At 71.9% G+C, this 24,549-nt stretch carries 23 protein-coding genes; 18 read left to right on the forward strand and 5 right to left on the reverse strand.

The annotated features are described in order from the left end of the window. Positions 1 to 31: 31 nt before the first annotated feature. The gene (locus KDB89_RS04205) at positions 32 to 1,207 is read right to left on the reverse strand and encodes an LCP family glycopolymer transferase (RefSeq protein ID WP_255556197.1); all 1,176 of its coding nucleotides are present in this window, start codon (positions 1,205 to 1,207) and stop codon (positions 32 to 34) included. Between the two features lie 130 nt (positions 1,208 to 1,337). Here KDB89_RS04205 and KDB89_RS04210 point away from each other — a divergent pair, with 130 nt between their 5' ends. The 4 genes from KDB89_RS04210 to KDB89_RS04225 are packed head-to-tail and all read left to right on the forward strand — an operon-like array spanning position 1,338 to position 6,292. Continuing rightward, the gene (locus tag KDB89_RS04210; protein ID WP_219083614.1) at positions 1,338 to 2,834 is read left to right on the forward strand and encodes an LCP family protein; all 1,497 of its coding nucleotides are present in this window, start codon (positions 1,338 to 1,340) and stop codon (positions 2,832 to 2,834) included. 42 nt (positions 2,835 to 2,876) lie between these two features. Next, complete coding sequence (locus tag KDB89_RS04215) at positions 2,877 to 3,860, forward strand: glycosyltransferase family 2 protein (protein ID WP_500809353.1); 984 nt, start codon at positions 2,877 to 2,879, stop codon at positions 3,858 to 3,860. A gap of 45 nt (positions 3,861 to 3,905) precedes the next feature. Further along, positions 3,906 to 5,273 carry a coiled-coil domain-containing protein gene (locus tag KDB89_RS04220; RefSeq protein ID WP_219083615.1) on the forward strand — a complete coding sequence of 456 codons (1,368 nt, stop codon included), beginning with the start codon at positions 3,906 to 3,908 and terminating at the stop codon, positions 5,271 to 5,273. Further along, entirely contained in the window at positions 5,273 to 6,292 is a 1,020-nt protein-coding gene (locus tag KDB89_RS04225) for a coiled-coil domain-containing protein (RefSeq protein WP_219083616.1), read from the forward strand. Before KDB89_RS04220 ends, KDB89_RS04225 begins: the two co-directional genes overlap by 1 nt. Before the next feature lie 3 nt (positions 6,293 to 6,295). Here KDB89_RS04225 and KDB89_RS04230 read toward each other — a convergent pair whose 3' ends face one another. Beyond that, positions 6,296 to 6,949 (reverse strand): TIGR03089 family protein, encoded by a 654-nt coding sequence (locus KDB89_RS04230; RefSeq protein ID WP_219083617.1) that lies wholly within the window; start codon positions 6,947 to 6,949, stop codon positions 6,296 to 6,298. A gap of 57 nt (positions 6,950 to 7,006) precedes the next feature. On the opposite strand from KDB89_RS04230, the gene KDB89_RS04235 reads away from it, so the two are divergent. The 5 genes from KDB89_RS04235 (at position 7,007) to KDB89_RS04255 (ending at position 13,279) form a co-directional block, all read left to right on the forward strand. Then, positions 7,007 to 8,086, forward strand: coding sequence for a mannose-1-phosphate guanylyltransferase (locus KDB89_RS04235; protein WP_219083618.1), 1,080 nt, complete (start codon positions 7,007 to 7,009; stop codon positions 8,084 to 8,086). Positions 8,087 to 8,112: 26 nt separating this feature from the next. Beyond that, the gene (locus KDB89_RS04240) at positions 8,113 to 8,631 is read left to right on the forward strand and encodes a hypothetical protein (protein WP_219083619.1); all 519 of its coding nucleotides are present in this window, start codon (positions 8,113 to 8,115) and stop codon (positions 8,629 to 8,631) included. A gap of 70 nt (positions 8,632 to 8,701) precedes the next feature. After that, positions 8,702 to 8,959 carry a WhiB family transcriptional regulator gene (locus KDB89_RS04245; protein ID WP_219083620.1) on the forward strand — a complete coding sequence of 86 codons (258 nt, stop codon included), beginning with the start codon at positions 8,702 to 8,704 and terminating at the stop codon, positions 8,957 to 8,959. Between the two features lie 94 nt (positions 8,960 to 9,053). Beyond that, positions 9,054 to 12,032 carry a glycosyltransferase family 2 protein gene (locus tag KDB89_RS04250; RefSeq protein ID WP_219083621.1) on the forward strand — a complete coding sequence of 993 codons (2,979 nt, stop codon included), beginning with the start codon at positions 9,054 to 9,056 and terminating at the stop codon, positions 12,030 to 12,032. Next, the gene (locus KDB89_RS04255; protein ID WP_219083622.1) at positions 12,029 to 13,279 is read left to right on the forward strand and encodes a DUF5719 family protein; all 1,251 of its coding nucleotides are present in this window, start codon (positions 12,029 to 12,031) and stop codon (positions 13,277 to 13,279) included. The genes KDB89_RS04250 and KDB89_RS04255 overlap by 4 nt, the downstream gene beginning before the upstream one ends. Before the next feature lie 172 nt (positions 13,280 to 13,451). Here the strand turns inward: KDB89_RS04255 and KDB89_RS04260 are convergent, their stop codons facing one another. Continuing rightward, positions 13,452 to 13,883: a metallopeptidase family protein gene (locus tag KDB89_RS04260; RefSeq protein ID WP_219083623.1), complete on the reverse strand. Its 432-nt coding sequence runs from the start codon at positions 13,881 to 13,883 to the stop codon at positions 13,452 to 13,454. Positions 13,884 to 13,920: 37 nt separating this feature from the next. On the opposite strand from KDB89_RS04260, the gene KDB89_RS04265 reads away from it, so the two are divergent. The 6 genes from KDB89_RS04265 to ahcY are packed head-to-tail and all read left to right on the forward strand — an operon-like array spanning position 13,921 to position 18,785. Then, positions 13,921 to 14,301, forward strand: coding sequence for a DUF3499 domain-containing protein (locus tag KDB89_RS04265; protein ID WP_219083624.1), 381 nt, complete (start codon positions 13,921 to 13,923; stop codon positions 14,299 to 14,301). A gap of 9 nt (positions 14,302 to 14,310) precedes the next feature. Next, positions 14,311 to 15,657, forward strand: a complete 1,347-nt coding sequence (locus KDB89_RS04270) for a phosphohexomutase domain-containing protein (protein WP_219083625.1) — start codon at positions 14,311 to 14,313, stop codon at positions 15,655 to 15,657. A gap of 59 nt (positions 15,658 to 15,716) precedes the next feature. Continuing rightward, positions 15,717 to 15,908, forward strand: coding sequence for a Trm112 family protein (locus KDB89_RS04275; protein ID WP_219083626.1), 192 nt, complete (start codon positions 15,717 to 15,719; stop codon positions 15,906 to 15,908). An 11-nt stretch (positions 15,909 to 15,919) separates the two neighbouring features. Beyond that, complete coding sequence (locus KDB89_RS04280) at positions 15,920 to 16,921, forward strand: phosphoheptose isomerase family protein (RefSeq protein ID WP_219083627.1); 1,002 nt, start codon at positions 15,920 to 15,922, stop codon at positions 16,919 to 16,921. A gap of 2 nt (positions 16,922 to 16,923) precedes the next feature. Next, positions 16,924 to 17,355 (forward strand): type II 3-dehydroquinate dehydratase, encoded by a 432-nt coding sequence (locus KDB89_RS04285; RefSeq protein WP_219083628.1) that lies wholly within the window; start codon positions 16,924 to 16,926, stop codon positions 17,353 to 17,355. A gap of 32 nt (positions 17,356 to 17,387) precedes the next feature. Further along, positions 17,388 to 18,785, forward strand: a complete 1,398-nt coding sequence (ahcY, locus tag KDB89_RS04290; RefSeq protein ID WP_219083629.1) for an adenosylhomocysteinase — start codon at positions 17,388 to 17,390, stop codon at positions 18,783 to 18,785. Positions 18,786 to 18,797: 12 nt separating this feature from the next. Here ahcY and KDB89_RS04295 read toward each other — a convergent pair whose 3' ends face one another. Further along, entirely contained in the window at positions 18,798 to 19,040 is a 243-nt protein-coding gene (locus tag KDB89_RS04295; RefSeq protein ID WP_219083630.1) for a DUF3039 domain-containing protein, read from the reverse strand. Between the two features lie 55 nt (positions 19,041 to 19,095). Here KDB89_RS04295 and KDB89_RS04300 point away from each other — a divergent pair, with 55 nt between their 5' ends. Further along, the gene (locus KDB89_RS04300) at positions 19,096 to 20,442 is read left to right on the forward strand and encodes an MFS transporter (RefSeq protein ID WP_219083631.1); all 1,347 of its coding nucleotides are present in this window, start codon (positions 19,096 to 19,098) and stop codon (positions 20,440 to 20,442) included. Here the strand turns inward: KDB89_RS04300 and KDB89_RS04305 are convergent. Continuing rightward, positions 20,439 to 21,545: a serine/threonine-protein kinase gene (locus KDB89_RS04305; protein ID WP_219083632.1), complete on the reverse strand. Its 1,107-nt coding sequence runs from the start codon at positions 21,543 to 21,545 to the stop codon at positions 20,439 to 20,441. The genes KDB89_RS04300 and KDB89_RS04305 overlap by 4 nt on opposite strands. A 69-nt stretch (positions 21,546 to 21,614) precedes the next feature. On the opposite strand from KDB89_RS04305, the gene KDB89_RS04310 reads away from it, so the two are divergent. Both KDB89_RS04310 and malQ read left to right on the forward strand, forming a co-directional pair. Next, the gene (locus KDB89_RS04310; protein WP_219083633.1) at positions 21,615 to 22,382 is read left to right on the forward strand and encodes an RDD family protein; all 768 of its coding nucleotides are present in this window, start codon (positions 21,615 to 21,617) and stop codon (positions 22,380 to 22,382) included. 7 nt (positions 22,383 to 22,389) lie between these two features. Beyond that, positions 22,390 to 24,546 (forward strand): 4-alpha-glucanotransferase, encoded by a 2,157-nt coding sequence (gene malQ, locus KDB89_RS04315; protein ID WP_219083634.1) that lies wholly within the window; start codon positions 22,390 to 22,392, stop codon positions 24,544 to 24,546. Positions 24,547 to 24,549: the final 3 nt, after the last annotated feature.

Consider the following 24,549-nt stretch of genomic DNA (forward strand, 5'->3'; position numbering starts at 1 on the left):
GGTTGCTGGGGGGTGTGCTGGGCGGGGATCGTCATTGCCGGTACTTCTCGAGGGCTTCCGTGTCGCCCGAAGCGATCGCGGCGAACACCGCGGCCGACTCGTCGGCGTCCCACAGCACCGACGATCCGGCGGACGTGCGGTAGTCGGTGTCGGAGACGGGCACGGTCATGGAGATGCCCGCCCCCGTCATCACCTGGAGGAAGCCGAACGCGGCCTGCCCCACCTGCACCACGCCGGTGTCGTCGCCCAGGGCGAGGGAGCCGGCGGCGGCCATGTTCAGCTGCCAGTAGCGCACGGGATTGACCACAGTCATCGGCGTGGCGACCTTCTTCATGATCGCGGAGATGACCTCGCGCTGCCGCTCGACGCGGCCAAGGTCGCCCCGCGGGTCCGACTTGCGCATGCGGACGTAGCCCAGCGCGGTCACGCCGTCGACGTCCTGGCAGCCCTTCGACATCGTGAGGTGGGCGTCCTTGTCGTCGATGTCGAAGTCGGGGCACACCTCGATGCCACCCACGGCGTCGACGAGGTCGACGATCGCCATCATGCCGACCTCCAGGTACCCGTCGACGCGGATGCCGGTGTTCGACTCGACAGTCTGGACGAGCAGCGGGGCGCCCCCGAAGGCGTAGGCGGCGTTGAGCTTGTTCTTCGAGCGGCCGGGGATCGAGACGTACGAGTCGCGGGGCAGCGACAGCAGCACGGCCGGGCCGGAGGCCGGCAGGTGCAGCAGCATCATCGTGTCTGTGCGCTGACCCTCGACGCTGCCGGTGCCCAGTTCCTTGCGCTCCTCTGCCGTCAGGTCGTCGCGCGCGTCGGAGCCGACCAGCAGGATCGTGGTCCCCGGCTGCGCGGCGGGGCGGTCGCCGTCGGGGGCCGAGTCGACGTGGTTGCTGACGGTGAAGGCGTAGACGGGGGTGCCGATCAGGAAGACCACCCAGGCCAGCGCAAGCACGCCGATGATCCGCAGCGGATGGCGCTTGCGCTTCCGGACCGGGGGAGCCTCGACATCCGGCGTCGGCTGTCGGCCGCTCGGCTGCTCGCGTCGACGGCTGCGCTGCTGCGGGCCGGCCTCCGGCTGCCGGCCGGGCTGTGGGTAACCGCCGACGGGGTGGCTTGACTCCTGCGGCGGACGCAGGACACGCGTGGACTCAGGCTCGTCGTCCTTGCGGTACAGCCAGTCCATGTCGTCGTTGTGATTCGACATCGGCACCCCTTTCGACTCAACAGCGTACTTTGCGCGGAAACGGCTGCCGAACGGCGTGGCGGCCGGATACCTCGGCCCGGATGAGGAAAGGTGATGGCACCTGGTGCTGCCTTCCCCATTGGAGCCTCACGTGCCTTCTGCTCAGCCCGCCGCGGCGCAGAGCCTGCAGACCCGCCGCGCCTTCGGATACGTCCTCATGTCCGCAGTCCTGCCCGGCTCGGTCCAGCTGTTCGCCGGATCCCGGCGCGTCGGCCGGATCGCAACTCGTGTCTACGCCGCCGCCTTGGCCGTGATCGTCGTCCTCGCCGTCGGCCTTGTCGCGCTGCGGGGAGCCACCGTCGGCTTCCTCCTGACGCCCGCCGTCGCCGTGTTCTTCAGGATCGCTGTGTGGGTGCTGTTCCTCGGCTGGGCGGCGCTGCTGCTGGACGCGTGGCGGCTCGCCCGCCCCATCAACCTGCTACGCCGGCCACGACTCGGCCTCACCGTGACGACGCTGGTCCTCGCGCTGGCCGTCGGGGCCGCCACCTCCGTGGCGGCCAACGCCTTCTCCGGGGTCGCCAACGTCGGCGACCTGCTGGCGGGCGGCGGCGACGCCGAGCAGAAGGCGGGCCGCTACAACGTGCTGCTGCTGGGCGCCGATGCCTCGGACGACCGCGTCGGGCTGCGCCCCGACTCGATCAACGTCGCCTCGGTCGATGCCGAGACGGGCCGCACCGTCCTGTTCGGGCTGCCGCGCAACATGCAGAGGGTGCCCTTCCCGGAGTCCTCCCCGCTCCACGCGCTGTACCCGGACGGGTTCGTGTGCGACGACGGCGAGTGCATGCTCAACGGCGTCTACACGCTGGGCGTCGAGCACAAGGACCTCTACCCCGACGCCGGCGACCCGGGTCTCCAGGCCGTGAAGGAGGCCGTCGCCGAGACGCTCGGCCTCGACCTGAACTACTACGCGCTCGTCGACATGGCAGGCTTCCAGTCGCTGATCGACGCGATGGGCGGCATCACGCTCGACATCTCCAAGGACATCCCCGTCGGCGGCGTGGGCTCCAGGATCTACGGCTACATCAAGGCCGGCGAGGACGTGCATCTCGACGGCTTCCACGCCCTGTGGTTCGCGAGGTCCCGCGCCGAGAGCAGCGACTACGAACGGATGGCGCGGCAGAAGTGCGTCATGTCGGCCATGGTGCAGCAGCTCGACCCGATGACTGTCGCCACGAAGTTCACCGAGCTCTCCGAAGCCGGCAAGAACCTGCTGAAGACCGACGTGGGACGCGGACAGGTGTATCAGCTCGCGGAGCTGGCGCTGGCGGCCAAGGGCACCAGGATCGCCTCGGTCAACTTCTCCCCGCCCCTCATCACGACGGCCGACCCGGACTTCGCCCTCATCCGTTCGACGGTGCGAGACAAGATCGCCCACGCCGAGGAGCTCGACGAGAAGGCGGCCGCCAAGGCCGCCGCCGGCACCAGCCCATCCCCGACGGCCGGGCCGTCGGAGGCGGAGCCGGAGGGCACTCAGACGGCAGAGTCGACCCCCGAGGCGACCGCGAGCGCGTCGGCCGAGCCCGAAGTGGACAAGGACACCTTCACAGACACCGAGGATCTGGAGGCCGTCTGCTCGGTCTCCTCGTGACCCGATAGGCTGTCCGGGGCCCAGCGAAGCAACGGAGGTGTCGTGTCCACGGCAGTCAGCGTCATCATGCCGGTTCGCAACGAGGAGAAGCACCTGCGGGCCGCCGTGCAGCGGGTCCTTGACCAGCGCTACGAGGGCGACCTCGAGATCCTGCTCGCCGTCGCGCCCAGCACCGACCTGACCCGCGAGATCGCCGAGGGGCTGGCCGACGAGGATTCCCGCGTCGTGGTCCTCGACAACCCGGCCGGCGTCACCCCCGCGGGCCTGAACGTCGCGATCGCCGCGGCCCGCCACCCCGTGATCGTCCGCGTCGACGGGCACGGGGAGCTCAGCCCCGGCTACATCGGCCGGGCCGTCGCGCTGCTGGAGGAGACCGGCGCGGCGAACGTCGGCGGGCTGATGGACGCACAGGGGACCACGCCGCTGTCCGAGGCCATCGCGGCCGGGTACAACTCGCCGCTCGGGCTCGGCGGCGGAGGCTTCCACCTGGCCGAGACCCCGGCCGGGCCGGCCGACACCGTCTTCCTCGGCGTGTTCCGCGCCGACGTGCTCAGGGAGATCGGCGGCTTCGACGAGTCCCTGCACAGGGCGCAGGACTGGGAACTCAACTACCGGCTGCGTCGGGCCGGTCACCTCGTCTACTTCTCCCCGGACCTGCAGGTCGTCTACCGGCCGCGCGACAGTGTTTCGGCACTAGCGCGGCAGTTCTACCGGACCGGCCAGTGGCGCCGCGAGGTCATCCGCCGCCATCCCGACACGGCCTCCCTGCGCTACCTCGCGCCCCCGCTCACGGTCGTCGGGACGGGAGGGGGGCTGGTGCTCGGCCTGCTCGGGCTGGTGCTGCGCAGCCGGGTGCTGACCGCGGCGCTGATCGCGCCGGCCGTCTATGTCGCCTTCGTCGGAGCCGCCACGGCGAGCCTGGGGCACCTCCGCCCTGCGGCGCGCCTGCGGATGCCGCTCGTCCTGACGATCATGCACCTGGCCTGGGGGGCCGGGTTCATCCATGGCCGGCCGACCGGCGCCTGAGAAGCCCCGAGAAGACGCTGCGAGAACCGTGACAAGATGGAACACATGGATCCCCGACCGGCCGACGAGGCGACACCCGTGAGCGGCTCGGCGGTGGATGTCCTGCGGCAGGCCCAGTTGCTCGCCGACCGCCTGCGGCAGGAGGCGGAGGCGGAGGCCGACGCCGTACGGGCACTGACGGCCGAGGTGAAGAGGGAACGCGACGAAGCGGCAGCGGAGCTGCAGTTCTCGCGGCACCGCCTCGACGAGGCCCGCGCCGACGCTGCCCACATCCTGGAGGACGCCGCGCGGCAGGCCGGTGAGCTCACCGGCGTCGCGGAGCGCAATGCCGACGAGCTGATCGCCGACTCGCGCGTCGAGGCTGAGCAACGGGCCGCCGACGCCGACGCCAGGGCCGCGCGCGTCGTCGGGGAGGCCGCCGAGGAGGCTGCCCGCCTGCGCGCCGAGGCTGAGGTCGACGTTGCGCGGCAGGCCGACGAGCTGGCCGCAGCCCGCGCCGTCCACGACGGACAGCTGGCCTCCGAACGCGCCGCGGCCGAGGCGCAGACGGCGCGGCTGCGCGCGGAGGCGGACGAGTACGTCGCCTCGTTGAAGGCCACGACCGTCGACCAGGTGACCCAGATCCGCACCCGCATCGCCGCAGAGTCCGACGCTGCCGAGCGTCGCGCGGCCGAACACCTCGCCGCGGCGCGCGAGGAGGCTGCCCGCCTGCTCGCCGAGGCGGACGAGAAGGCCAAGGAGCAGCTCGCGGACGCCGCCGGCCAGCTCGAGTGGGCGCGGGCGACCGTGGCCGGGCTGCTCGACGGTGCCGCCGCAGACACGGCCCGCACCCGCCGCGAGGCCCACGCCGACTCCGCGGCCCGGGCCCGCGACCTGCGCGGCAAGCTCGCGGCGACCCTCGCCAGGAGCGTCGACGTCGCCCGTCGCCGCGTCCGCAGCGCCGACGTCGAGGCCGCCGACATCCGCGGCCGCGCCGACGCCGAGCTCCGAGCCGCCACGCAGCACGCCGCCCGCACCCGGCAGCAGGCCGAGGCCCAGGCAGCCGACGTGGTCGCCCGCGCTGAGCGGGAGGCCGCCGCCATCGCCGAGCGCGCGCAGGCGCGCACCGCGGATGCAGAGGCCAACGCCACGCTCGTGCGCGAACGCCTGAGCGCCGACCTCGAACGCACCCAGAAGGCGTCCTTCGAACGGACGAGGGCCACCCGCGAGGAGGCGATCGCGCTGCTCGCAGGCGCCCGCGTCGAGGCGGAGGCCCTGCGGACGCAGGCCAGGGCGATGCTGACCGAGGCCAGGGAGGAGGTCGCGGGGCTCGCGAAGCGCCGCGACACCATCACCGCACAACTCAACAACCTCTCCGGCGTGATCGAAGCGCTCGCCGTGAACGAAACCCCCACTCAGAATGAGGACAATTGATGGCACCCGCATTTAGGACAGTTCTGCGCGGCTACGAGCCCGCACAGGTGGATGCAGAGCTGGGAACCCTGCAGCAGGCACTCGAGGCCGCACGGGCCGAGCTGGGGGAGCTCACCGTGCAGCTGAAGGAGGCCCGTCAGGGGCAGGCCGGGCTCGAGTCCGACCTCGCCGCCGCCCGCTCCCGCGCCGAGGAGGCAGCCAAGGCCAAGGCCACCGTGTCGCGCCCGACCTTCGCCGACCTGGGCGAGCGCATCAGCCAGATGCTCACCCTCGCCGAGGAGGAGGCGGCCGAGCTCCGCCGAGCCGCCAAGGATGAGGCGACCCGCGTCGTGGAGGAGGCCACCGCGAAGGCGCAGCAGGCCGCCGCCGAGGCCGACCGCTACGCCGTCGACACCCGCAGCTCGGCCGATGCCGACGCCGAGGCACGGCTGTCCGGGGCGCAGCGACGGGCCGACGAGATGATCGACCACGCCGACCGCGAGGCCGCGACCCGCCGTGAGGAGGCAGAGGCCGTCTACGAGTCCCAGCAGGCCCGCGCCGCGCAGGCCGCCGCCGACTTCGAGCGCACGCTGGCCGAGCGCAGGGACGCCGCCGCCGCCGACTTCGCCACCCAGATGGGTCAGCGCGACGACCAGCTGCGCGCCGCCGAGGAGAACCTCCGTGCCGCGGAGAACGAGGCCCTGCGCATCGTCTCCGACGCCGGCAGCCAGGCCGAGAGCATGAAGGTCACCGCGCAGCGCGAGGCCGACGACCTCGTCGGTCAGGCACGCGCCCAGGCCGAGCGGATCCGGCGCGACTCCGAGCGCGAGCTCGCCGCCGTGACCGCCCGCCGCGACTCCATCACCGCCCAGCTCAGCAACGTCCGGCAGATGCTGGCGACCCTGGGTGGCGGCGCCGCGCTGATCGCCGACCCCGTCGCGGCGGTGCAGCAGGCCGATGCGGGGACACCCGCCGAGGAGGCCCCCGCCGAGGATGCGGCCGAGGCCGCCGAGGAGCAGGCCGAGGAACCCAGTAACTGACGTCTACAGGACGCGGGCGCGCTCACTGACGGAGATCAGGTCGAGCGCGCCCGCGTCGTATCCGGAGGCGAGTACCGTCGACCCGCCGCCGAGTACCGGCGCGACCAGCGCCGTCGCCACCGTCTGCCAGCCCGGTGCAGGGTCGGCGATCAGCAGCCGCTCGTCGCTGGGGGTCACGCGGCCGATCGGTCTGTCTGACCACATGGCCTCGCCGAGCCCGATCGCCTCGTCGTGCAGGTCCGGCTGCCCGAACACCTCCACGTAGTCGACGACACCTGCCGGCGCCTCGGCCAGCGCGCGGCCCAACGGGTGCAGGGAGCACATCACGGTCGTGGGCGCCCGACCGATGTCGTGTGGGCCGACGACGAGCAGGTCCGTGTCGCCTGTGCCGTCCAAGACCGGGCAGCCGCGCTGCCAGGCGGCGGCGATCCACACGTACGTCACCCAGTGTCCGGGGTGCGTCGTGGCCAGCGCGATGTCGATCGGCTCGCCGTCCTCGTGGCCGAGGTCGACGATGAGATTCGCCGTCTTGTCCACCCAGTTCGCAAACGTCGTGGCGCTCAGCTCGATGCGGGAGTCGTCGGCGGCGTCGTAGCACGTCAGCAGCGGCGAGCCGCCGCTCCGACGCACCCGGTCGGCAAGGGCATGGATGAACATGAACCCGACAGTAGTCTCCGCCTGACGGGGCGTGCTGCCGCACGCTAGGTTGTGGCCATGCGTTACGTGGTGATCATGGCCGGCGGCTCGGGAACCCGGTTGTGGCCGCTGTCCAGGCAGGGGCGGCCGAAGCAGCTGCTGGAGATCTTCCAGGGGCGCTCGCTGCTCAGGCTGGCCTTTGAGCGGCTGGACGGGCTGGTCGATGCCGAGCACATTCTCGTGTGCACCGGCCGCGCGTACGCCGCCGACGTCGCGATGCAGCTTCCAGAGCTCGCTCCGGGGAACATCCTGGGTGAGCCGGAGGGCCGGGACTCGCTCGGCGCGGTCGCCTGGTCAGCAGCCGAGATCGCACGCCGGGACCCCGAGGGTGTCGTCGCGATGGTGACCGCCGATCAGATCATCGAACCCGTCGAGGAGTTCCAGCGCAGCCTGACCACGGCCTTCGAGGTCGCCGAGTCCCGCCCGCAGTCCCTCGTCACACTGGGCGTCGTGCCCACCAGCGCGCATACGGGCTACGGCTACCTGCACCGCGCGGCGCCCATCGACGGGTTCCCGGGTGTCTGCGAGGTGGCGGAGTTCCGGGAGAAGCCCGCCCGCGACGTGGCCGAGGAGTACCTGGCCAGCGGCGAGTACTGGTGGAACGCAGGCATGTTCGTGTGGCGGGCGGCCACGCTGCTCGACCAGCTCGACCGGCTCGAGCCTGAGGTCGCGGCGACCGTCCGCGCCATCGCAGCCGAGCCCGACCGGCTCGACGAGCTCTTCCCGACGCTGAAGAGGATCTCGGTCGACTACGCGCTGATGGAACCCGCCTCGCGCGGGGCGACCGGTGCGCAGGTCGTGAGCGTCGGCCTGGCCATCGCCTGGCGCGACGTCGGCGGATACCTGTCGCTGGCAGAGACGCTGGCGCACGACGAGCACGGCAATGCCGTCGAGGGGCGCAGCGTCACCATGGACACCAGCGGGTGCGTGCTGGTCAACACCACCGGCCGCGACCACGTGCTCGCCACCATCGGCTTGACGGACACGCTGGTCGTCGCGACGCCCACCGCCACTCTCGCAGCCCGCCTGGAGGACGCGGAGCGGGTCAAGCAGCTGGTCGATGAGGTGCGAACCCGGGCGGGGGCAGAATTCGCGTAGACATCGACGGGGAGGGAAACAGCGAGGTGGACGACAACCTCATGCGGACGGGACACGCGGTGCTGCTGTGGGGCGCACTCTCCTCCGGGGCGGTGGAGGCCGTCGCCCTGGCGCTGGGCGGCACCCAGGCCGTCGGCCCGACGGCGTTGCTGGGCGTGACCGTCGCAGCCCTCGTCGCCGGGCCGGTCGGAAGAGGGGCCCGCATCGCCACCTTCTTCGCCGCCGCGGCGGCACTGGTCCTGCGGGTCGTGCTGATCGTCGTCCAGGCCGTGGCCGTCGCGACTCCGGCGGCGATGCTCGGCAGCGTGGCGGGGCTGCTGCTGGGCGGCGCTCTGCTGACGTTGGCGCTGCTGCAGGTCCAGGCCCGGGGCGATCTGGCGACGGCCCCCGCACGAGGTCCCGTGCCCCCCGCCTCTGCGGCGACCCCCGTCCATGCCCCGCGGCCCGCGCCGGGGGCCGGGCGGTGGGACAGGGCGACCACGCCCTGGCCCCGGGTCGACGAGGATGACCCGGATGCGACGCTGATCAGACCACCACGTCGCTGAACCGGGCGCGCCGCTACACTTGACGCACCTAAATCACTCCGGTGTAATTCGGGGCAGAAGGGAGGGTTGCATGGATGAGAGTCTGATTTCTCTGCTCGACGACGACGGCGCCTTTGCGTGGCAGGCCGACGCCCTGTGCGCCCAGACCGATCCCGAGGCGTTCTTCCCTGAAAAGGGTGGCTCGACCCGAGAGGCCAAGCGAGTGTGCGAGAGCTGCACCGTGCGCACCGAATGCCTGGAGTACGCCCTCCAACAGGACGAGCGCTTCGGTATCTGGGGTGGTCTCTCCGAGCGGGAGCGCCGCAAGCTCAAGCGCGCCGCGGGCTGAGCGCCGGTCGCGGGCCGACCTCCGACAGGGCTGATATGGTCGTCCACCCACCCGTGAACCCCGGGCGCACGAGACGACTCAGGCTGGAGAACACGTGAGCGACGAACCCCTGCACGGGCATCTCGAGGACGACCTCTGGTCCTGGATCGACCAGGATGACACCGCCGACGACGCCCCCGACATCGACCCGTCCGCCGTGACGGCCGTCATGGTGGTGCACGACGCGGCCGAGTTCCTCCCGCGCCAGCTCGTCGCGCTCGCGGGTCTCAACCCCCGCCCCGGCCGCCTCGTCGCCGTCGACACCGGATCCCAGGACTCGTCCGGGGACCTCCTGCGGAAGGCGTTGGGCGAGGGGATCCTCGACGATGTCCTCACCGCCGACCGCGACGTGACCTTCGGCGAGGCCGTAAGGCTGGGCCTCGGCGAGGACGAGCCTGAGTGGGTCTGGCTGCTGCACGACGACTCCGCACCCCGCCGCGGCACACTGACCCGCCTCCTCGAGGGGGCGAAGCAGGCCGACGTCGTCGTGCCGAAGCTGCTGCAGCCCAAGCGCCGCAACTACCGAGAGACCCTCTCCGAGGTCGGCCAGGCCATCACGCGAGGCGGCGAGCGCGTCCCGCTCGTCGAGGAAGGCGACATCGACCAGGGGCAGACCGATGCCCGCGACGTGCTGGGCGCCTCCACTGCCGGGCTGCTGGTCCGCGGCGAGACGTGGCGCGAGCTCGGCGGCATCGCCCCCGAGGTTGCGCGGCACCGGGACGGCGTGGACTTCTGCTGGCGTGCCAATGCCGTCGGCTTCCGCGTCCTGACCTGGCCTGCCGGGTCGCTGCACCACCTGCGCGCCGGACACACCGGGCTGCGTCACGAGTCACGGCATCCGCACCTCGACGACCGCCTGGCCGCGCTGCGCATCGCCGGCTCGCGCGGGGCTTCGACGTTCGGGCTGGGCGCCGCCAGCCTGCTGCGCTCGGCGGGTTTCCTGCTCGCCAAGGCGCCCGGCTTCGCCCGCGCCGAGCTGGGTGCGTTCCGACGCTACCGAGACACGGCCGAGGAGACCGCCTCCCTCGCAGCCCGGCTGCCGGAGGAGGACCTGACGCCTGAGGAGCTGCTCCCCAGTCGCTTCTGGCCGGTGCAACACGCGTTCGACAGGTTCGGCAGCGCGGTGTCCGAGCGCTACAAGGACCTCACCGACACGACGGAGGCCGACACCTCCCTCGACGAGCTGACCAGCGACGATGAGCTCACGGCCAGCGTCGGGCGCGGCCTACACGTCTCGCCGGTCGCCGTGCTTGTCGTCGTGCTGCTCGTCGCGGCGGGCGTCGCGGCGCGCAGCCTGCTCGGCGGTGGACCGATCTCCGGCGGCGGGCTGCTGGCGGCCCCCGCGTCGCTGGCCGCGGCCTGGCAGGCCTACCTGACCGGCACCGCACCCTGGCTCGGTTTCGCGGCCTTCTCCTCGCTCGGCGGCTTCGGCAGCCCGGGCTGGTTCACCTTCCTGGCCGTGATCCTGGTCCCGCTGCTCTCCGGCATCTCCGCGCTCGCCCTGCTGCGGCACCTGCGGGTGGCGCTGCCCGTCGCGGTCGCCGCCGGCGGGGCCTGGGCCGGCGCCACCATCCTGCTCGGGCTGGTCACCGCCGGTGACGTGTCGGGCATGGTGCTCGCCGTCGCTGCCCCCATCCTCGCCCGGGCCGTCCATGCGGTCGTGATCGACGAGGACACCGGAGCGGAGGGCCTGCGCGCCCCCGCCAGCGCCGCGTTCTGGCTGATCGTCGTCTCGGTCGTCTGGCCTGTGGCGCTGCCGCTGCTCACCGTCGTCGCCGTCGTGTGGGCCGTACGCGATCGCGAGCGCATCGTCTCCGTCGCGATCATGGTCGTGCCCGCCTGGCTCGTGTTCATCCCCTGGCTGCCCACGCTGGTGCGCCACCCCGGTCGGCTCCTGACCGGCGTCGACCCGCTGGCGTGGCCGGACTTCCCGCCGGCCTCCTACGCGCTCGTCGTCGGGCGGATCCTGCCGTCCGGCCTCCCGCTGTGGGCCAACATCGTCTTCTTCGCCGCACTTGGCGTCGTGGCTCTGCTCGCCATCTCGACGCTGCGCAGGCCGGCCTGGACGAGGGCCGTCGTCGGCGTCGCCGCTCCGCTGCTGGTCGGCACGCTGCTGTCGCGCCTCATCGTCGAGGTCGACGGGGGCGTTGCGCGCCCGCTGCTGTCGCCCTGGGCGCTGCTGGTCGTCGCGGCCCTGCTCGCGCCGGCCATCTGGTGTGACCGCGAGGAGACGAGGATCCGCTCCCGCGGTGTGCTGTCGATGTCGCTGGCGGGGCTGCTGGCGGTCGGAGTGTGGGCCGTGGTCGGCTTCGCGGGACCCGTGCAGTCGACGACCAGCGTCCTGCCCGGCTACGTCCGAGACGTCATCTCGTCCAGCCGTGACTCCCGTGCGCTGCTCGTCGACCTGAGCGACGCGTCCGCCGTCTCCTGGAGCGTCGTCGACGCCCGCCAGCCGCGCTGGGGGAGCGCTGAGCGCAACCCCACCGGGTCCTTCGCCGACCAGTTCGCAGCCCTCGCGGAGGCCATCGCCGGGGCCAACCCGCCGAGCGACCTGGCGGACAGGTTCCGCGAGCTCGGCGTCTCGCACCTGTGGGTGCGCGGCTTCGACCAGGACCATCGCGCGGCCCTCGACAACCTGGAGTCGCTCGTCTCCGCCGCGGCCGACGACTCCTCGGCCGTGTGGACGGTCGGCGGGCTGGTCTCCCGCGTCACGATCGACTCGGAGCCCATCGCGGACGGCCAGGTCCCGCCGGGGGACGAGGGACGCGAGCTGCGCGTCGCCGACTCGCCGGACGTGTCCTGGACTGCGTCGGTCGACGGACAGCGCCTGGCGCGGGGCACCACCACCACCGACGTCAGCCGGGAGGACGTCGTGACGCTCACCGGCGTGCCCGCGGACGGCGGGACGCTCAGCATCGAACCGACTCCGCGCTGGTGGCAGCTCGCGCTGCACGTCGTCGTGCTGCTGGTCGTCGCCACCCTGGCGGCGCCAACGCTCGGCGGCGCCACCGTGGCACGAAGGGGACAGTCATGATCCGCCGCATCCTGCTCACCGGTCTCGCCCTCGTGGCGCTCGTCGCCGTCGTCGTCGGCCTGTCGTTCATCTCCCCGCTGCAGAGGCCGGAGACGCACGTCGTGCAACTGCCGCAGACCAGCCGTGTGACCTGTGTCCCCGCGGGAGGGCTGCTCGCCGTCGCGGACTCCGACCTGCACACGGCCGAGGTCGGCGGCACCGAGGGCGAGGCCAGCGACGGGTTCGTGTCGCAGGACACCGACGGCCCGACGGTCGTGCGCAGCGACGGCGACGCGGCGGCCGGCGTGCTCATCACGTCCGGCGCGCGCACCTGGGTGCCGTGCGAGACGCCCGTCAGCTCGGGGATGCTGTTCGTGGCCGACCCATCCGCCACGGAACTCGTCCTGGTGAACACCGACGCGACGGAGGCCGCCGTCGACCTGACGCTGTACGGGCCCGACGGCGAGATCAGCTCCGTCGGAGCCCGGGGCATCGCCATCGCCCCCGGCGTGACGCGGCGCGTCGCGCTGTCGGTGCTGGCCGCCGACGCGGGCACGGACCCGGTGGCTGTGGCCTTCACCTCGACGCCCGGCCGCGTCGCGGTGCTCGCCAGGGCGGTCGAGGGCAGCTCGGAGCAGCACTACGCGACGGCGACGACCGTCGCGGCGGAGCAGGTCATCGCGGGCATCCCTGCCGACGGGAAGAACCAGAAGCTCCTGCTCAGCAACCCGGGAGTGGACCGCGTCGACGTCACCGTGCAGGCGCTGGGGGAGTCAGGCACCTACTCGCCGGCGTCCACTGCAGACGTGACGGTCCCGGCACTGTCCACCGTCGTCGTGGGCCTCGGCTCCGACCTCGGGTCGGAGGCGACGGCGCTGCGCATCACGTCCCCGGGAGAGGTCGGGGCGGCGGTCGTGCTCGACGACCAGCCGGGCCCGACCGTGACGCTGGTGTCGACCGAGGCGTCGGCCACGCTGGCCTCCGCGGCCAGGCCTGGCTGGATGATCCAGCTCAGCAACCCCGGCGTGGACACCGTCACGGCGAACGTCGAGGGCGCCGAGGACGCGAAGATCATCGTGCGCGCCGGCATGACCGTGACGGTCCCCGTCGCCGAGGAGATGGACCGCGTGCGCGTGACGGCCGACGGCGAACTCGTCGGCGCGATCGCGTCCGGCACGTCGAACGGGCTGATCGTCGCGCCGCTGCTGACCGTCGGCGTCGCCGACGAACCCGGCCGCGACGCGTCCTACGACACCAACCTGCGCTGACGCCGCGCGGGCGACCACGCTGGACTTGGGGCGCCAGGCATTGGGCGCTTTTCGGAGGTAGACCGGGGAGAATCGGGCACTGGTCGATTTTCGGAGCGCGGCTGGGGTTTTCGGAGCAGGGCCGGGGTGGTGGCGGACGCGACTGGGGTGGTGCGGCTCCGAGGCGAAAGGACTAGTCGTCCCACTCCGGCTCGCCGCCGAGTTCCTCGATGCTGCGGCCGGTCAGGGCGCTCAGCTGCTCGACGATCGTCTGGTGGACCAGCCGCCTCAGGTCGGAGCGGGACGTGGCGCGGTGCTCGAGTGGCCGCTCGAAGATCACGATCTGCGCGCGTCGGCCGCGGCTCGGCTCCAGCGCCGCGGACAGGGGCACCCGGTTGCCCGACCACGCGGTGTTGAGGTGGGGCACCTCCTCGACACCCACGACGATGCCGGTCAGGGCGTCGGGCGAGACGGCGGCGATGTCGGACATCGCGGCGGTGACGCAGTCGTTGAAGAAGTCCACGCGGGAGGGGCGCCGCAGCGGCACGGGCCGTCCGGAGAAGGGATTCGGAGCGGCGAGTGGGCCGCGTAGACCGCGTCCATGTCGATCTCGTCTGCGTGGCATGCCGCCACTCTAGTGCGGCGTCCGTTAGGTTGCCTGGGTGCGTACCTGCTCCCGAACCGCGTGTGCCGCGCCCGCCGTGGCCACGATGACCTTCGTGTATGCCGACTCGACCGCGGTGCTCGGGCCTCTGTCCCTGACGCCGGAGCCGGGCGCCTACGACCTGTGCCCCCGCCACGCGGAGCGCACGAGCGTGCCTCAGGGGTGGCAGGTGCTCCGCCTCCCCCTCGACGGTGCCCCCGCGGCCCCCGAGCCGGTCACGGACGACCTGATGGCGCTCGCCGACGCGGTGCGCGCCATCGGCCTGCGGGCCGACGAACCCGCGCCCCCGGCGGAGCCGCTGCCCCCGCTGCCGGAGCCCGGCGGCCGCGGCGGCCATCTCCGCCTCGTGCAGGGGGCGGCCCCCAGAGCCAGGCGATAGGCTGGGCGCGTGCTCGACGCTGAAATCTTCAAGGCAAACGACATCCGCGGCATCGTCTCCGGCGATGCGCCGCAGTGGGACCTCGACGGTGCCCGTGCCCTCGGCGCCGCATACGTCGACCTCACCGCCGCGACGCAGTTCGTGCTGAGCCGCGACATGCGTGCCTTCGGGCGGGAGCTCTCGCTCGCCTTCATCGACGGCGCCCGCCGCGCGGGAGCCGACGTCATCGACATCGACCTCGCCTCCACCGACGAGCTGTGGTTCGCCTCCGGCTGGTTGTCGCTGCCCGGCGTGCAGTTCACCGCCAGCCACAACCCCGCCCAGTACAACGGCATCAAGTTCTGCCTCGCCGACGCCCGTCCGGTGCCAGGCGACTTCATGGAGCGGCTCCGCGACCGCGCCGCCACCGTCGAGGTCGGCGCCGAGGTCACCGGCGGCTACCGCACGATCGACGCGCTCGACGCCTACGCCGACAAGCTCGGCGACCTCGTTCCCCAGCGCGGCCTCCGCGAGCTCAAGGTCGTCATCGACGCAGGCAACGGCATGGCCGGCCACACCGCGCTGTCCGTGCTGTCCGGCCGGAACCTTGACATCATCGGCCTCTACCTCGACCTCGACGGGACGTTCCCGAACCATCCCGCGAACCCGCTGGAGCCCGCGAACCTCGTCGACGCGCAGGCGGCCGTGCGCCGCCACGGCGCCGACCTCGCGCTGGTCTTCGACGGCGACGCCGACCGCTGCTTCATCATCGACGAGCGCGGCGAGGTCGTCGACCCGTCAGTCGTCACGGCCATGATCGCCGTCGCGGAACTGGCTAAGGAGCCGGGCGCGACCATCGTCACGAACACCATCACGTCGTGGTGCGTCCCCGAAGCCGTCGAGGCGCGGGGCGGCCGCGTGGTCACCTCGCGCGTCGGCCACACCTATGTCAAGGCGATGATGGCGGACACCGGCGCGATCTTCGGCGGCGAGCACTCCGCCCACTACTACTTCCGCGACTTCTGGTCCGCCGACACCGGCATGCTCGCCGCGCTGCACGTCCTCGAGCTGGTCCGTGAGAGCGATCAGCCACTGTCGACGCTGGCCTCGGTCTACGACGGCTACTCCCGCTCGGGGGAGCTGAACTCCACCGTCGACGACGCTCAGGCCTGCCAGGAGCGGGTCGCGGGGGCCTTCGACGGCCGCGGCGATGTCGAGTGGGGTGACGGGCTGACGGTCCGCAACCGGGCCGAGGGCTGGTGGCTCAACCTGCGCCCCAGCAACACCGAACCGCTGCTCAGACTGAACGTCGAGGCACGCAACGACGCCACCATGGGCGCGCTGCGTGACGAGGTCCTCACGCTGGTCAGGGCCTGAGCCCGGCCTCGGCCGGACACGGTAGAGTCAATCAATCAGTTCTCTCAAGGAGCATTTCCATGGCCGACGAAGCCCTCAAGCTCTCGCCCGAATTTCTTGCGATCGCGGCATGCCCGTCCTGCCACGCGAAGTTCGCAGTCGACTACGACGCGAAAGAGCTGATCTGCACCAACCAGGCGTGCGGCCTCGCGTACCCCGTGCGTGACCAGATCCCCGTGCTCCTGATCGACCAGGCCCGCTCCACGCTCTGAAGACGTCACCGATGTTCGACGATTCCCGACTTGAGTCCACCGAGCTGACCGACAGCGAGACGCTGCGCTGGCTCGCCACCGCCGGCGCGCGCATCCGCCGCGCCGCGCAGACCCGGCCCATCGGCCATCTCGACCGCGCCGACCGGCCGCGCGGCATCCTCGTGCTCGGCACGGAGGCCCGCCTCGTCCGCGCGGTCCTCGAGCCGGCCTGCCCCGTCCCGTTCATGGCATGGCCCGGCCCCGGCCTGCCCGCCTGGGTCGGCCCCCTCGACCTCGCCGTCGTCCTCGGCGGCCACGACTCGCCCGAGTGGGTCCTGCAGTGCGCGGGCGAGGCCGCCCGCCGCGGCGCGTCCCTCATCGTCGCCGCGCCCGAGGACTCGGCGCTGGCCGGCGCGATCGCCGGCTTCTCCGGCGCCTCCCTCATCCCGACCCTCGACTCCGACCCGATGGCGGCAGCCGTCGCGGTGCTCGCGCAGCTCGGCGGGCTCGGGCTCGGCCCCGTCGTGCATCCGGAGCAGGTGGCGGAGGCCGCCGACCTGGTCGCCGAGGTGTGCGGCCCCTCCAGCGACCTGTCCGAGAACCCCGGCAAGGGGCTCGCCCTCGAACTGGCCGACTCGCTGCCCCTGGTCTGGGGCGGCACGGTGCTCGCGGCCCGCGCGTCGCGGCGCATCGCCGAGGCCTTCCGGCGTGCCAGCGGCCGCCCGGCCCTGGCCGCCGACGCGTCGGAGCTCAGCGGCCTGCTCCGCGCCATCCCCGAGCGTGACCTGTTCGCCGACCCCGACGACGACGCCGACGTGCGCCCCGCGCTGGTGATGCTCGACGACGACCTGCTGCCCGGCAAGCTCCGGGACACGGCGGCCGGCCTGATCCGCCAGGCCGAGTCCGTCGGCGTGCGCGTCACCCGGATCAGCTCCGGGCCCGAGGAGCTCGAGGCCACGGCCATCGAGCGCTACGTCACCCTCCTGCAGCGCGGCCTGTACGGCGCCGCCTACCTCGAGATCGGACTCAGCTGACCATGCGCCGCGTCCTCGTCCTCAACGGCCCGAACCTCGGCAGGCTGGGCAACCGGCAGCCGGAGGTCTACGGAGCCACGACGCACGCCCAGTTGGCCGACCACCTCGTCGAGACGGGGGCGCGCCTCGGTCTGGACGTCGAGGTCCGCCAGAGCGACCACGAGGGCGAGTTCATCGGCTGGCTGCACGAGGCCGCCGACGCCGGCGCCGATGTGGTCCTGAACGCCGGGGCCTGGACCCACTACTCCTATGCCGTCGCCGACGCGGCGGCCCTGGTCGGCCGCTACGTCGAGGTCCACATCTCCAACGTGCACGCCCGCGAGGAGTTCCGCTCGCATTCCGTGCTGTCGGCCAGGGCAGCCGGGGTCATCATCGGCTGCGGCATCGGCGGCTACGACCTGGCGCTCGCGCACCTGGCGTCGCTCGACGGCTGAGCAGACCCGCGTCGCCCGGATAGAGTGGCGCCGTGGATTATCGCGTAGCTGACATTGAGCTGGCCGAGTTCGGCCGCAAGGAGATCACGCTCGCCGAGCACGAGATGCCCGGCCTGATGGCGATGCGGGAGCGCTTCGCCGCCGAACAGCCCCTGCGGGGGGCCAGGATCGCAGGTTCCCTGCACATGACCGTGCAGACGGCCGTGCTCATCGAGACCCTCGTCGCGCTGGGCGCCGAGGTGCGCTGGGCCTCCTGCAACATCTTCTCGACCCAGGACCACGCCGCCGCGGCCATCGCCGCCGCCGGCATTCCCGTGTTCGCGTGGAAGGGCGAGACCCTCGAGGAGTACTGGGAGTGCGCCCGCGAGATCCTGGTGTGGCCCGACGGCCGCATGCCGAACATGATCCTCGACGACGGTGGCGACGCGACCCTGCTCGTCCACTGGGGAGTCGCGGCGCAGAAGGCCGGGGAGCCGGCCGCCGACGCGGACGGCGACTCGCACGAGGTGACGGTCATCAAGGCGCTGCTGCGCGACACCTTCGGCAGCATCGACTGGGTCGCCATCGCCGACTCGATCCAGGGCGTGACCGAGGAGACCACCACCGGCGTGCATCGTCTCTACGAGATGGAGCGCGACGGCTCCCTGCTGTTCCCCGCGATCAACGTCAACGACTCCGTCACCAAGTCGAAGTTCGACAACAAGTACGGCTGCCGGCACTCGCTGATCGACGGCATCAACCGCGCCACCGACGTGCTGATCGGCGGCAAGGTCGCCGTCGTCTGCGGCTACGGCGACGTCGGCAAGGGCTGCGCGGAGTCGCTGCGGGGCCAGGGTGCGCGCGTCATCGTGACCGAGGTCGACCCGATCTGCGCGCTGCAGGCCGCCATGGACGGATACCAGGTCGCCACCCTCGACTCCGTCATCGGCCTCGGCGACATCTTCGTCACCTGCACCGGCTGCTGCGACGTCATCTCCCACGAGCAGATGGCGAAGATGAAGCACCAGGCGATCGTCGGCAACATCGGCCACTTCGACAACGAGATCGACATGGCGGGGCTGGAGGCGCGCACCGACGTGACGCGCGTCGAGATCAAGCCGCAGGTGCACGAGTGGCGCTTCGACGACGGACACTCGATCCTTGTGCTGTCCGAGGGGCGCCTGCTCAACCTCGGCAACGCCACGGGCCACCCGTCGTTCGTGATGAGCAACTCGTTCACGAACCAGACGCTCGCCCAGATCGAGCTGTTCGTCCGGCCCGACGAGTACCCCGTCGGCGTGTACGTGCTGCCGAAGCACCTGGACGAGGAGGTCGCCCGGCTGCACCTCGGGTCGCTGGGCGTCGAGCTGTCCACGCTCACGCAGAAGCAGGCGGCCTACCTCGGCGTCAGCGTCGAAGGGCCGTTCAAGCCGGACAGCTACCGCTACTGACGAGGCGCCCGGTCACTTCCCGGGGTGCAGGGACTGCCAGATCTCCTTGCATTCCGGGCAGACCGGGTACTTCTCCGGGTTCTTCGTCGGCACCCAGACCTTGCCGCAGAGTGCGACGACGGGGGTCCCGTTGACCATGGCGGCAACGAGCTTGTCCTTCGGGACATAGTGCGAGAAGCGATCCTGATCGCCGTCCTCGAACAGCTCAGTGCGCTCGTCGAGGACTGTCTGGGAGCCGGGGGCCAGTTCACTCATAGCACCGAAGTGTACGCGCGGTGAAGGTACCGCGGCGGGAAAGGGAGGCTGGCTCATGCAGCAACGCACAGCGCTGATCGTCGGCATCATGCTTGCCGTGCTGGCCGCCGCGTTCCAGACCATCGGACTGGCCACGGCGCTGCCGACGATCATGAACCACTTCGGCGCCGCGCAGCTCTATCCGTGGGCGTTCACGACGATCGTCACGGGGATGCTGGTCGCCACCGTCGTGGCGGGCAGGGTCGCCGACACCCGAGGACCGGCGTGGCCGATGTACGTCGGCTTCGCCATGTTCCTCGTCGGCCTGGTGCTGGGGATGACGGCCCCGAACGTGTGGCTCATCCTGCTCGCGCGCCTGGTGCAGGGCCTCGGCGCCGGCGCGCTGAACCTGACGCTGTCGGTGGTGGTCGCGCACGGGTTCCCGGCCGAGCAGCGTCCGCGGGCGATGGCGCTCGTGTCGTTCTGCTGGCTGCTGCCGGCCTTCGTCGGCCCGCCGTTCGCCGCCTGGCTGACGCACCACAGCTGGCGGCTGGTCTTCGCCGCCATGATCCCGCTCGTGCTGGTGTCAGTGCTCTGCACGCTGCCGGGCGTGCGGGCGGTGCAGGCGTCCTTCGTGCCGGACGAGGAGGAGGTCCCACCGGTGGCCGTCGGCCCGCTGGCGTCGGTCGCGCTGGCGCCGTCGCTGATCCTGCTCGCCGGGCAGGGGCTCGGGGTCTGGTCCGTTGTCACGGCCGTGGTCGGCGCGGGGCTGCTCGCCTGGGGGCTGCCCCGGATCCTGGCACCTGCGGCACGCGGGTTCGGGGCAGGCCTGCCGTCGGTCGTGCTGACCAGGGCCCTGCAGGCCGGCTCGTTCTTCGCGGCCGAGACGATCCTGCTCGTCGTGCTGCAGGACCTGCGCGGCCTCTCGCCGCTCGAAGTTGGCTTCGCACTCACCGTCGGCTCGCTCGGCTGGTTCGTCGGCTCCTGGCTGCAGGCCCAGGGCTGGGTACCGCTGAGCCGTGACGGGTTCGTGACGGCCGGAGCCGTGCTCTCGGCGCTCGGCATCGGCTGGCTCACTGTGTTCGCGTGGAACCTGCAGATCCCGCTGGTCGCGGGGCTGCTGGGCTGGGTCGTCGGCGGCATCGGCATGGGTCTGACGATGCCGAGCACGGCCGTGGCGACCATGACGCTGTCCGGCAGCTTCGAGCAGGGCCGCAACCAGTCGTCGCTGCAGGTCGCGGAGTCGGTGGGCAACTCGGTCGTCACGGCCGTCGCGGGGGCGATCTACACCGCGCTGCTGCTGGCCGACCCGCTGCAGCTGGCCTACACCACGGCGCTCGGGGCCGTGCTGGTTCTGAGCGTCGCCTCGGTCCTCGCCAGCCGACGCATCGGGCACATCGCCAACGAACTGCGCGCCGGCTAGCGCGTCAGCACGTACACGGTGAGCCAGAGAGTCAGCGCGAGCAGCAGGATCGCCGACGCCGTGACCCACACGTGGAACCACAGCGAGTGCGTCTCCCTGGTCTTCGCCGGCCGGTAGCGACCCTTCCCGAGGTAGCTGTCTAGCATCGACGTCGGGGTCTCGGAGCGCGGCATGAGGCTGCCGGGGTGTCGGGGGCCCGCTGGCAGGGTGTCGATGGGTGCGGGAGCCGCCGGCAGCGGCACCGTCGGCGTGCTCGGTGCGGACAGCGGGCGGGGCCGGTACGCGTCCCCGCCGGGGAGGGCTGCGGCCAGGGTGTCGAGGGCATCCGCGAACTGCAACGCGGTCTGCGGACGGCGGTTCGGGTCGGCGGACAGTGCGGAGGCCAGTACCTGGTCGAGCTGCTGGGGGGCCCCGATCTGGGCTGCGATGGGGGCCGGGCCGATGGCGTGGTTCCGGTTCAGCAGCTCGGCCAGCGTCTTGACAGGGAAGGGTGGGTGTCCGGTGAGCAGGGCGTAGGTGACGCAGGCCAGCGAGTAGATGTCGGAGCGTTGGTCGAGGCCCGTCGAGTTCGCCTGCTCCAGCGCCATGTACGCGGGGGTGCCCGCCGTCATCGTGTCGCGGTAGTCGTCCAGCAGCGATTTCGCGACGCCGAGGTCGGCCAGCATCACCCGCACGCCGCCCGGCGTGTTGGTGAGCAGGATGTTGCCGGGGGTGATGTCGCGGTGCACGAGCTGGTGGCGGTGCATCACCTCCAGTGCGCGCGCGGCCTCCGCGCACAGCCTGAGGGCGAGCCCTGGGGCGACGAGCCTCTTACGGAGCTGATCGAGGCTGCCTCCGTTGGCCAGATCCATCACGAAGTACGGCTGCCCGCGGTCGGTGGTGCCGATGTCGTAGACGCGGACGATGCGCTCGTCGGAGATGCGCCGCAGCAGTCGGGCCTCGGCGAGGAAGCGGGCCCGTACGTCGTCGTTCGTGGCCCAGTTGTCGGCGAGCACCTTCACCGCGACCGGCACGTCGAGAGTGTCGTCCTGGCCCCGGTAAACGGTCGCGAAGGACCCCGAGCCGATGCGGCCAGTGATCCGGTAACGCCCAATCATCTCCATGTCGCCGCCAATTGTCCCCAAAAATCACCCGACAGGGAAGCCGCAGCCTTGTCTGGCATCCTTGTAGGCATGACTAACGCGCCTCAGCAGCCCCCCGCGGGATGGTATCCGGACCCTGCCGGGACGGATGCGGAACGCTTCTGGGACGGCGTCGCCTGGTCGCAGGCAACGCGTGACCGGTACGAGGAGCAGCCGCCCGCCCCGCCTCAGCCGGGTTACGGCCAGCAGACCTACGGCCAGCAGGGCTGGGGGCCGCAGGGTTTCGGCCAGCAGAATCAGGGCTACGGCTACGCGACACAGCAGCCCTCGCCGTACGCGGTTGCGGCCCTGCCGCGCGTCGCGGGCTTCGGCTGGCGCCTCCTCGGATTCGTGCTCGACAACATCCTGATCAACATCGTGGTGAGCTTCATCGCGAGCGCTGTGGGGGTGAACTCCATGCTCTCGGGGGCCACCGACCGGTGGGCCCGTGAGTTCGTCCTCTACTCCGAGGGCCCTGCGACGGGCCCGCTGCCGATGCCGGACAACGAGTTCTGGCTGGCGATCCTGTACTCGGCGCTGCTGACGCTGGTCATCTACGGCATCTACCGCACGGCGATGCTCGGCACGCTCGGCGCGACGCTCGGTCAGGCGGCCCTCGGGCTGCGCACGGTGCGGCTGGGCGACGACCAGGCGGGGAAGCTCAGCTGGGGCACCGCCATCCTGCGCGGGTTCCTCGGCGCCTTCATCTACGGCATCGGGATCCTGACCATCGTCACGGGCATCTGCGCACTCGCGTCCCGCAACAAGCAGACCCTCTCCGACATGGCGTCGAAGACGCAGGTCCTCAAGGTCCGCTGAGCGCGAGATGACTGACCTGAGCCCCGGCCTGCAGCGCCTGGCCGACCACTTCGGGATCGCCCGTGAGTTCTGGGACTGGAAGGGTCGCCACGTCGACATCCCCGTGAGCACGCTCGTCGAGGTGCTCGCGGCCTTCGACATCGACGCGAGCACCCCGCAGGCGGCCGACGACGCCTGGCAGCGCGTGGTCGACGACTCCTGGCGCCGCGTCCTGCCGCCCTGCACCGTCGCGGAGGAGGGCCACGGCATCCACGTCGACGTGCACGTGCCGGCCGGGTCCGGCCTCGAGGTGCATGTCGTGCTGGAGAGCGGCGAGACCCGGCCAGCATGGCAGAGCGACAACGACACCGGTGACCGCGTCGTCGACGGCGAGGCGATCGGCGAGGCCACGTTCTGGCTCGGCTCCGACCTGCCCACCGGCTACCACCACGTCGTCGCCACGACCGCCACCGGCGTCCACCGGGCCTCCGTCATCGTGACCCCCGGGTTCGTGGGCTTCCCTCCCGCGATGCGCGACCAGCGCATCTGGGGCTACGGCACCCAGCTGTACTCCGTGGCGTCGCGCTCCTCGTGGGGCATCGGCGACCTGGCGGACCTCGCGGACCTCATCAGCTGGTCCGGCACCCGCCAGTTCGCCGGCTACGTGCTGATCAACCCGCTGCACGCCGCAGAGACGGTGACCCCGCTCGAGCCGTCGCCGTACCTGCCGGCCAGCCGCCGCTTCATCAACCCGATCTACATCCGGCCCGAGGCCATCGACGAGTACGCCACGCTGGGTCGCGGCGCCCGGCAGCAGGTCAAGGCGCTGCGCAAGCGGGCGGCCGCGCTCGGCCGCGAGTCCGGCATCGTCGAGCGCAACGGCATCTGGCCGCTGAAGCTGGAGGCGCTGCGCCTGATTCACGCCGAGGGCATGCGCGCCGCCCGCCGCATCGCCTACGACGACTTCCGCCGCCGCGAGGGCGTCGGGCTGCGCAACTTCGCGACCTGGAGTGCGCTGTGCGAGCAGCACGGCCAGCGCTGGCGCGAGTGGCCCGAGGAGCTGCAGCGGCCGAGCTCGCCCGCCGTGGTCGAGTTCGCAGAGGACAACGCCGAGGAGATCGACTTCTTCGAGTGGCTGCAGTGGGTCGCCCAGACGCAGATCTCCGCCGCGCAGGCGGTCGCCGCCGAGGTCGGCATGCCCGTCGGCATCGTGACCGACCTCGCCGTCGGCATCAACCGCGAGGGCGCCGAGACCTGGATGATGCCAGACGTCTTCGCGAACAGCATGAGCGTCGGCGCACCTCCCGACCAGTACAACCAGGCGGGCCAGGACTGGGGCCAGCCGCCGTGGCGCCCCGACCGGCTCGCCGAACTGGCCTACGCGCCCTTCCGGGCGATGGTCTCCGCCGCGCTGCGCCGCGTCGGCGGCCTGCGCGTGGATCACATCATCGGCCTGTTCCGCCTGTGGTGGGTGCCGCGCGGCGGCGGCCCGACGCAGGGGACCTACGTCCGCAACAACCACGAGGCGCTGGTCGGCATCCTCGCGCTGGAGGCCCAGCGCGCCCAGGCCCTGGTCGTCGGAGAGGACCTCGGCACCGTCGAGCCGTGGGTCCGCGACTACCTCGCACGCCGCGGCATCCTCGGCACCTCCGTGCTGTGGTTCGAGGCGGGGCAGCAGGGCGAGCCGCTCGACGCGCAGTGGTGGCGCGAATACTGCATGGCCTCGGTCACGACACACGATCTTCCCCCGACGCTCGGCTACCTCGACGGCGAGCACGTCCGCATCCGCGACGACCTGGGGCTGCTGACGGAGCCGCTCGACGACGAGCTGCGCGTCGCCGGGCGGGAGCGCGCCGCCTGGCTGGGCAAGCTCGTCGACTCACGTGTGCTCGCGCCCGACAGGGTCGACGACAGCACCGAGGTGATGCTCGCGCTGCACCGCTACCTGCTGCTCACGCCGTCGAAGGTGTTGCTCGCCAACCTCACCGACGCGGTGGGGGAGCGGCGCGCCCAGAACATGCCCGGCACGGTCGACGAGTACCCCAACTGGCGCGTGCCGCTGCACGACGCCGAGGGGCGCCGCATCGAACTGGAGGACGTGTTCTCCGCCCGGCTGCCCCAGAGGCTCGCCGCCGTGATGAACGGGCTACCCGAGCAGCCGGCGTCGCGGTGGGAGCGCCGCTGACGC

The sequence above is a fragment of the Tessaracoccus palaemonis genome (genome assembly GCF_019316905.1).
GTDB lineage: Bacteria > Actinomycetota > Actinomycetes > Propionibacteriales > Propionibacteriaceae > Arachnia > Arachnia palaemonis.

What these genes read in the sequence shown, in the direction of transcription:
- KDB89_RS04275 (WP_219083626.1), top strand. Translation starts at nt 15,717, where the DNA reads ATGGCCGACGAAGCCCTCAAGCTCTCGCCCGAATTTCTTGCGATCGCG.
- KDB89_RS04245 (WP_219083620.1), top strand. Translation starts at nt 8,702, where the DNA reads ATGGATGAGAGTCTGATTTCTCTGCTCGACGACGACGGCGCCTTTGCG.
- KDB89_RS04220 (WP_219083615.1), top strand. Translation starts at nt 3,906, where the DNA reads ATGGATCCCCGACCGGCCGACGAGGCGACACCCGTGAGCGGCTCGGCG.
- malQ (WP_219083634.1), top strand. Translation starts at nt 22,390, where the DNA reads ATGACTGACCTGAGCCCCGGCCTGCAGCGCCTGGCCGACCACTTCGGG.
- KDB89_RS04260 (WP_219083623.1), bottom strand. Translation starts at nt 13,883, where the DNA reads ATGCCACGCAGACGAGATCGACATGGACGCGGTCTACGCGGCCCACTC.
- KDB89_RS04230 (WP_219083617.1), bottom strand. Translation starts at nt 6,949, where the DNA reads ATGTTCATCCATGCCCTTGCCGACCGGGTGCGTCGGAGCGGCGGCTCG.
- KDB89_RS04205 (WP_255556197.1), bottom strand. Translation starts at nt 1,207, where the DNA reads ATGTCGAATCACAACGACGACATGGACTGGCTGTACCGCAAGGACGAC.
- KDB89_RS04310 (WP_219083633.1), top strand. Translation starts at nt 21,615, where the DNA reads ATGACTAACGCGCCTCAGCAGCCCCCCGCGGGATGGTATCCGGACCCT.
- KDB89_RS04225 (WP_219083616.1), top strand. Translation starts at nt 5,273, where the DNA reads ATGGCACCCGCATTTAGGACAGTTCTGCGCGGCTACGAGCCCGCACAG.
- KDB89_RS04285 (WP_219083628.1), top strand. Translation starts at nt 16,924, where the DNA reads ATGCGCCGCGTCCTCGTCCTCAACGGCCCGAACCTCGGCAGGCTGGGC.
- KDB89_RS04280 (WP_219083627.1), top strand. Translation starts at nt 15,920, where the DNA reads ATGTTCGACGATTCCCGACTTGAGTCCACCGAGCTGACCGACAGCGAG.
- KDB89_RS04235 (WP_219083618.1), top strand. Translation starts at nt 7,007, where the DNA reads ATGCGTTACGTGGTGATCATGGCCGGCGGCTCGGGAACCCGGTTGTGG.
- KDB89_RS04295 (WP_219083630.1), bottom strand. Translation starts at nt 19,040, where the DNA reads ATGAGTGAACTGGCCCCCGGCTCCCAGACAGTCCTCGACGAGCGCACT.
- KDB89_RS04255 (WP_219083622.1), top strand. Translation starts at nt 12,029, where the DNA reads ATGATCCGCCGCATCCTGCTCACCGGTCTCGCCCTCGTGGCGCTCGTC.
- KDB89_RS04305 (WP_219083632.1), bottom strand. Translation starts at nt 21,545, where the DNA reads ATGGAGATGATTGGGCGTTACCGGATCACTGGCCGCATCGGCTCGGGG.
- KDB89_RS04300 (WP_219083631.1), top strand. Translation starts at nt 19,096, where the DNA reads ATGCAGCAACGCACAGCGCTGATCGTCGGCATCATGCTTGCCGTGCTG.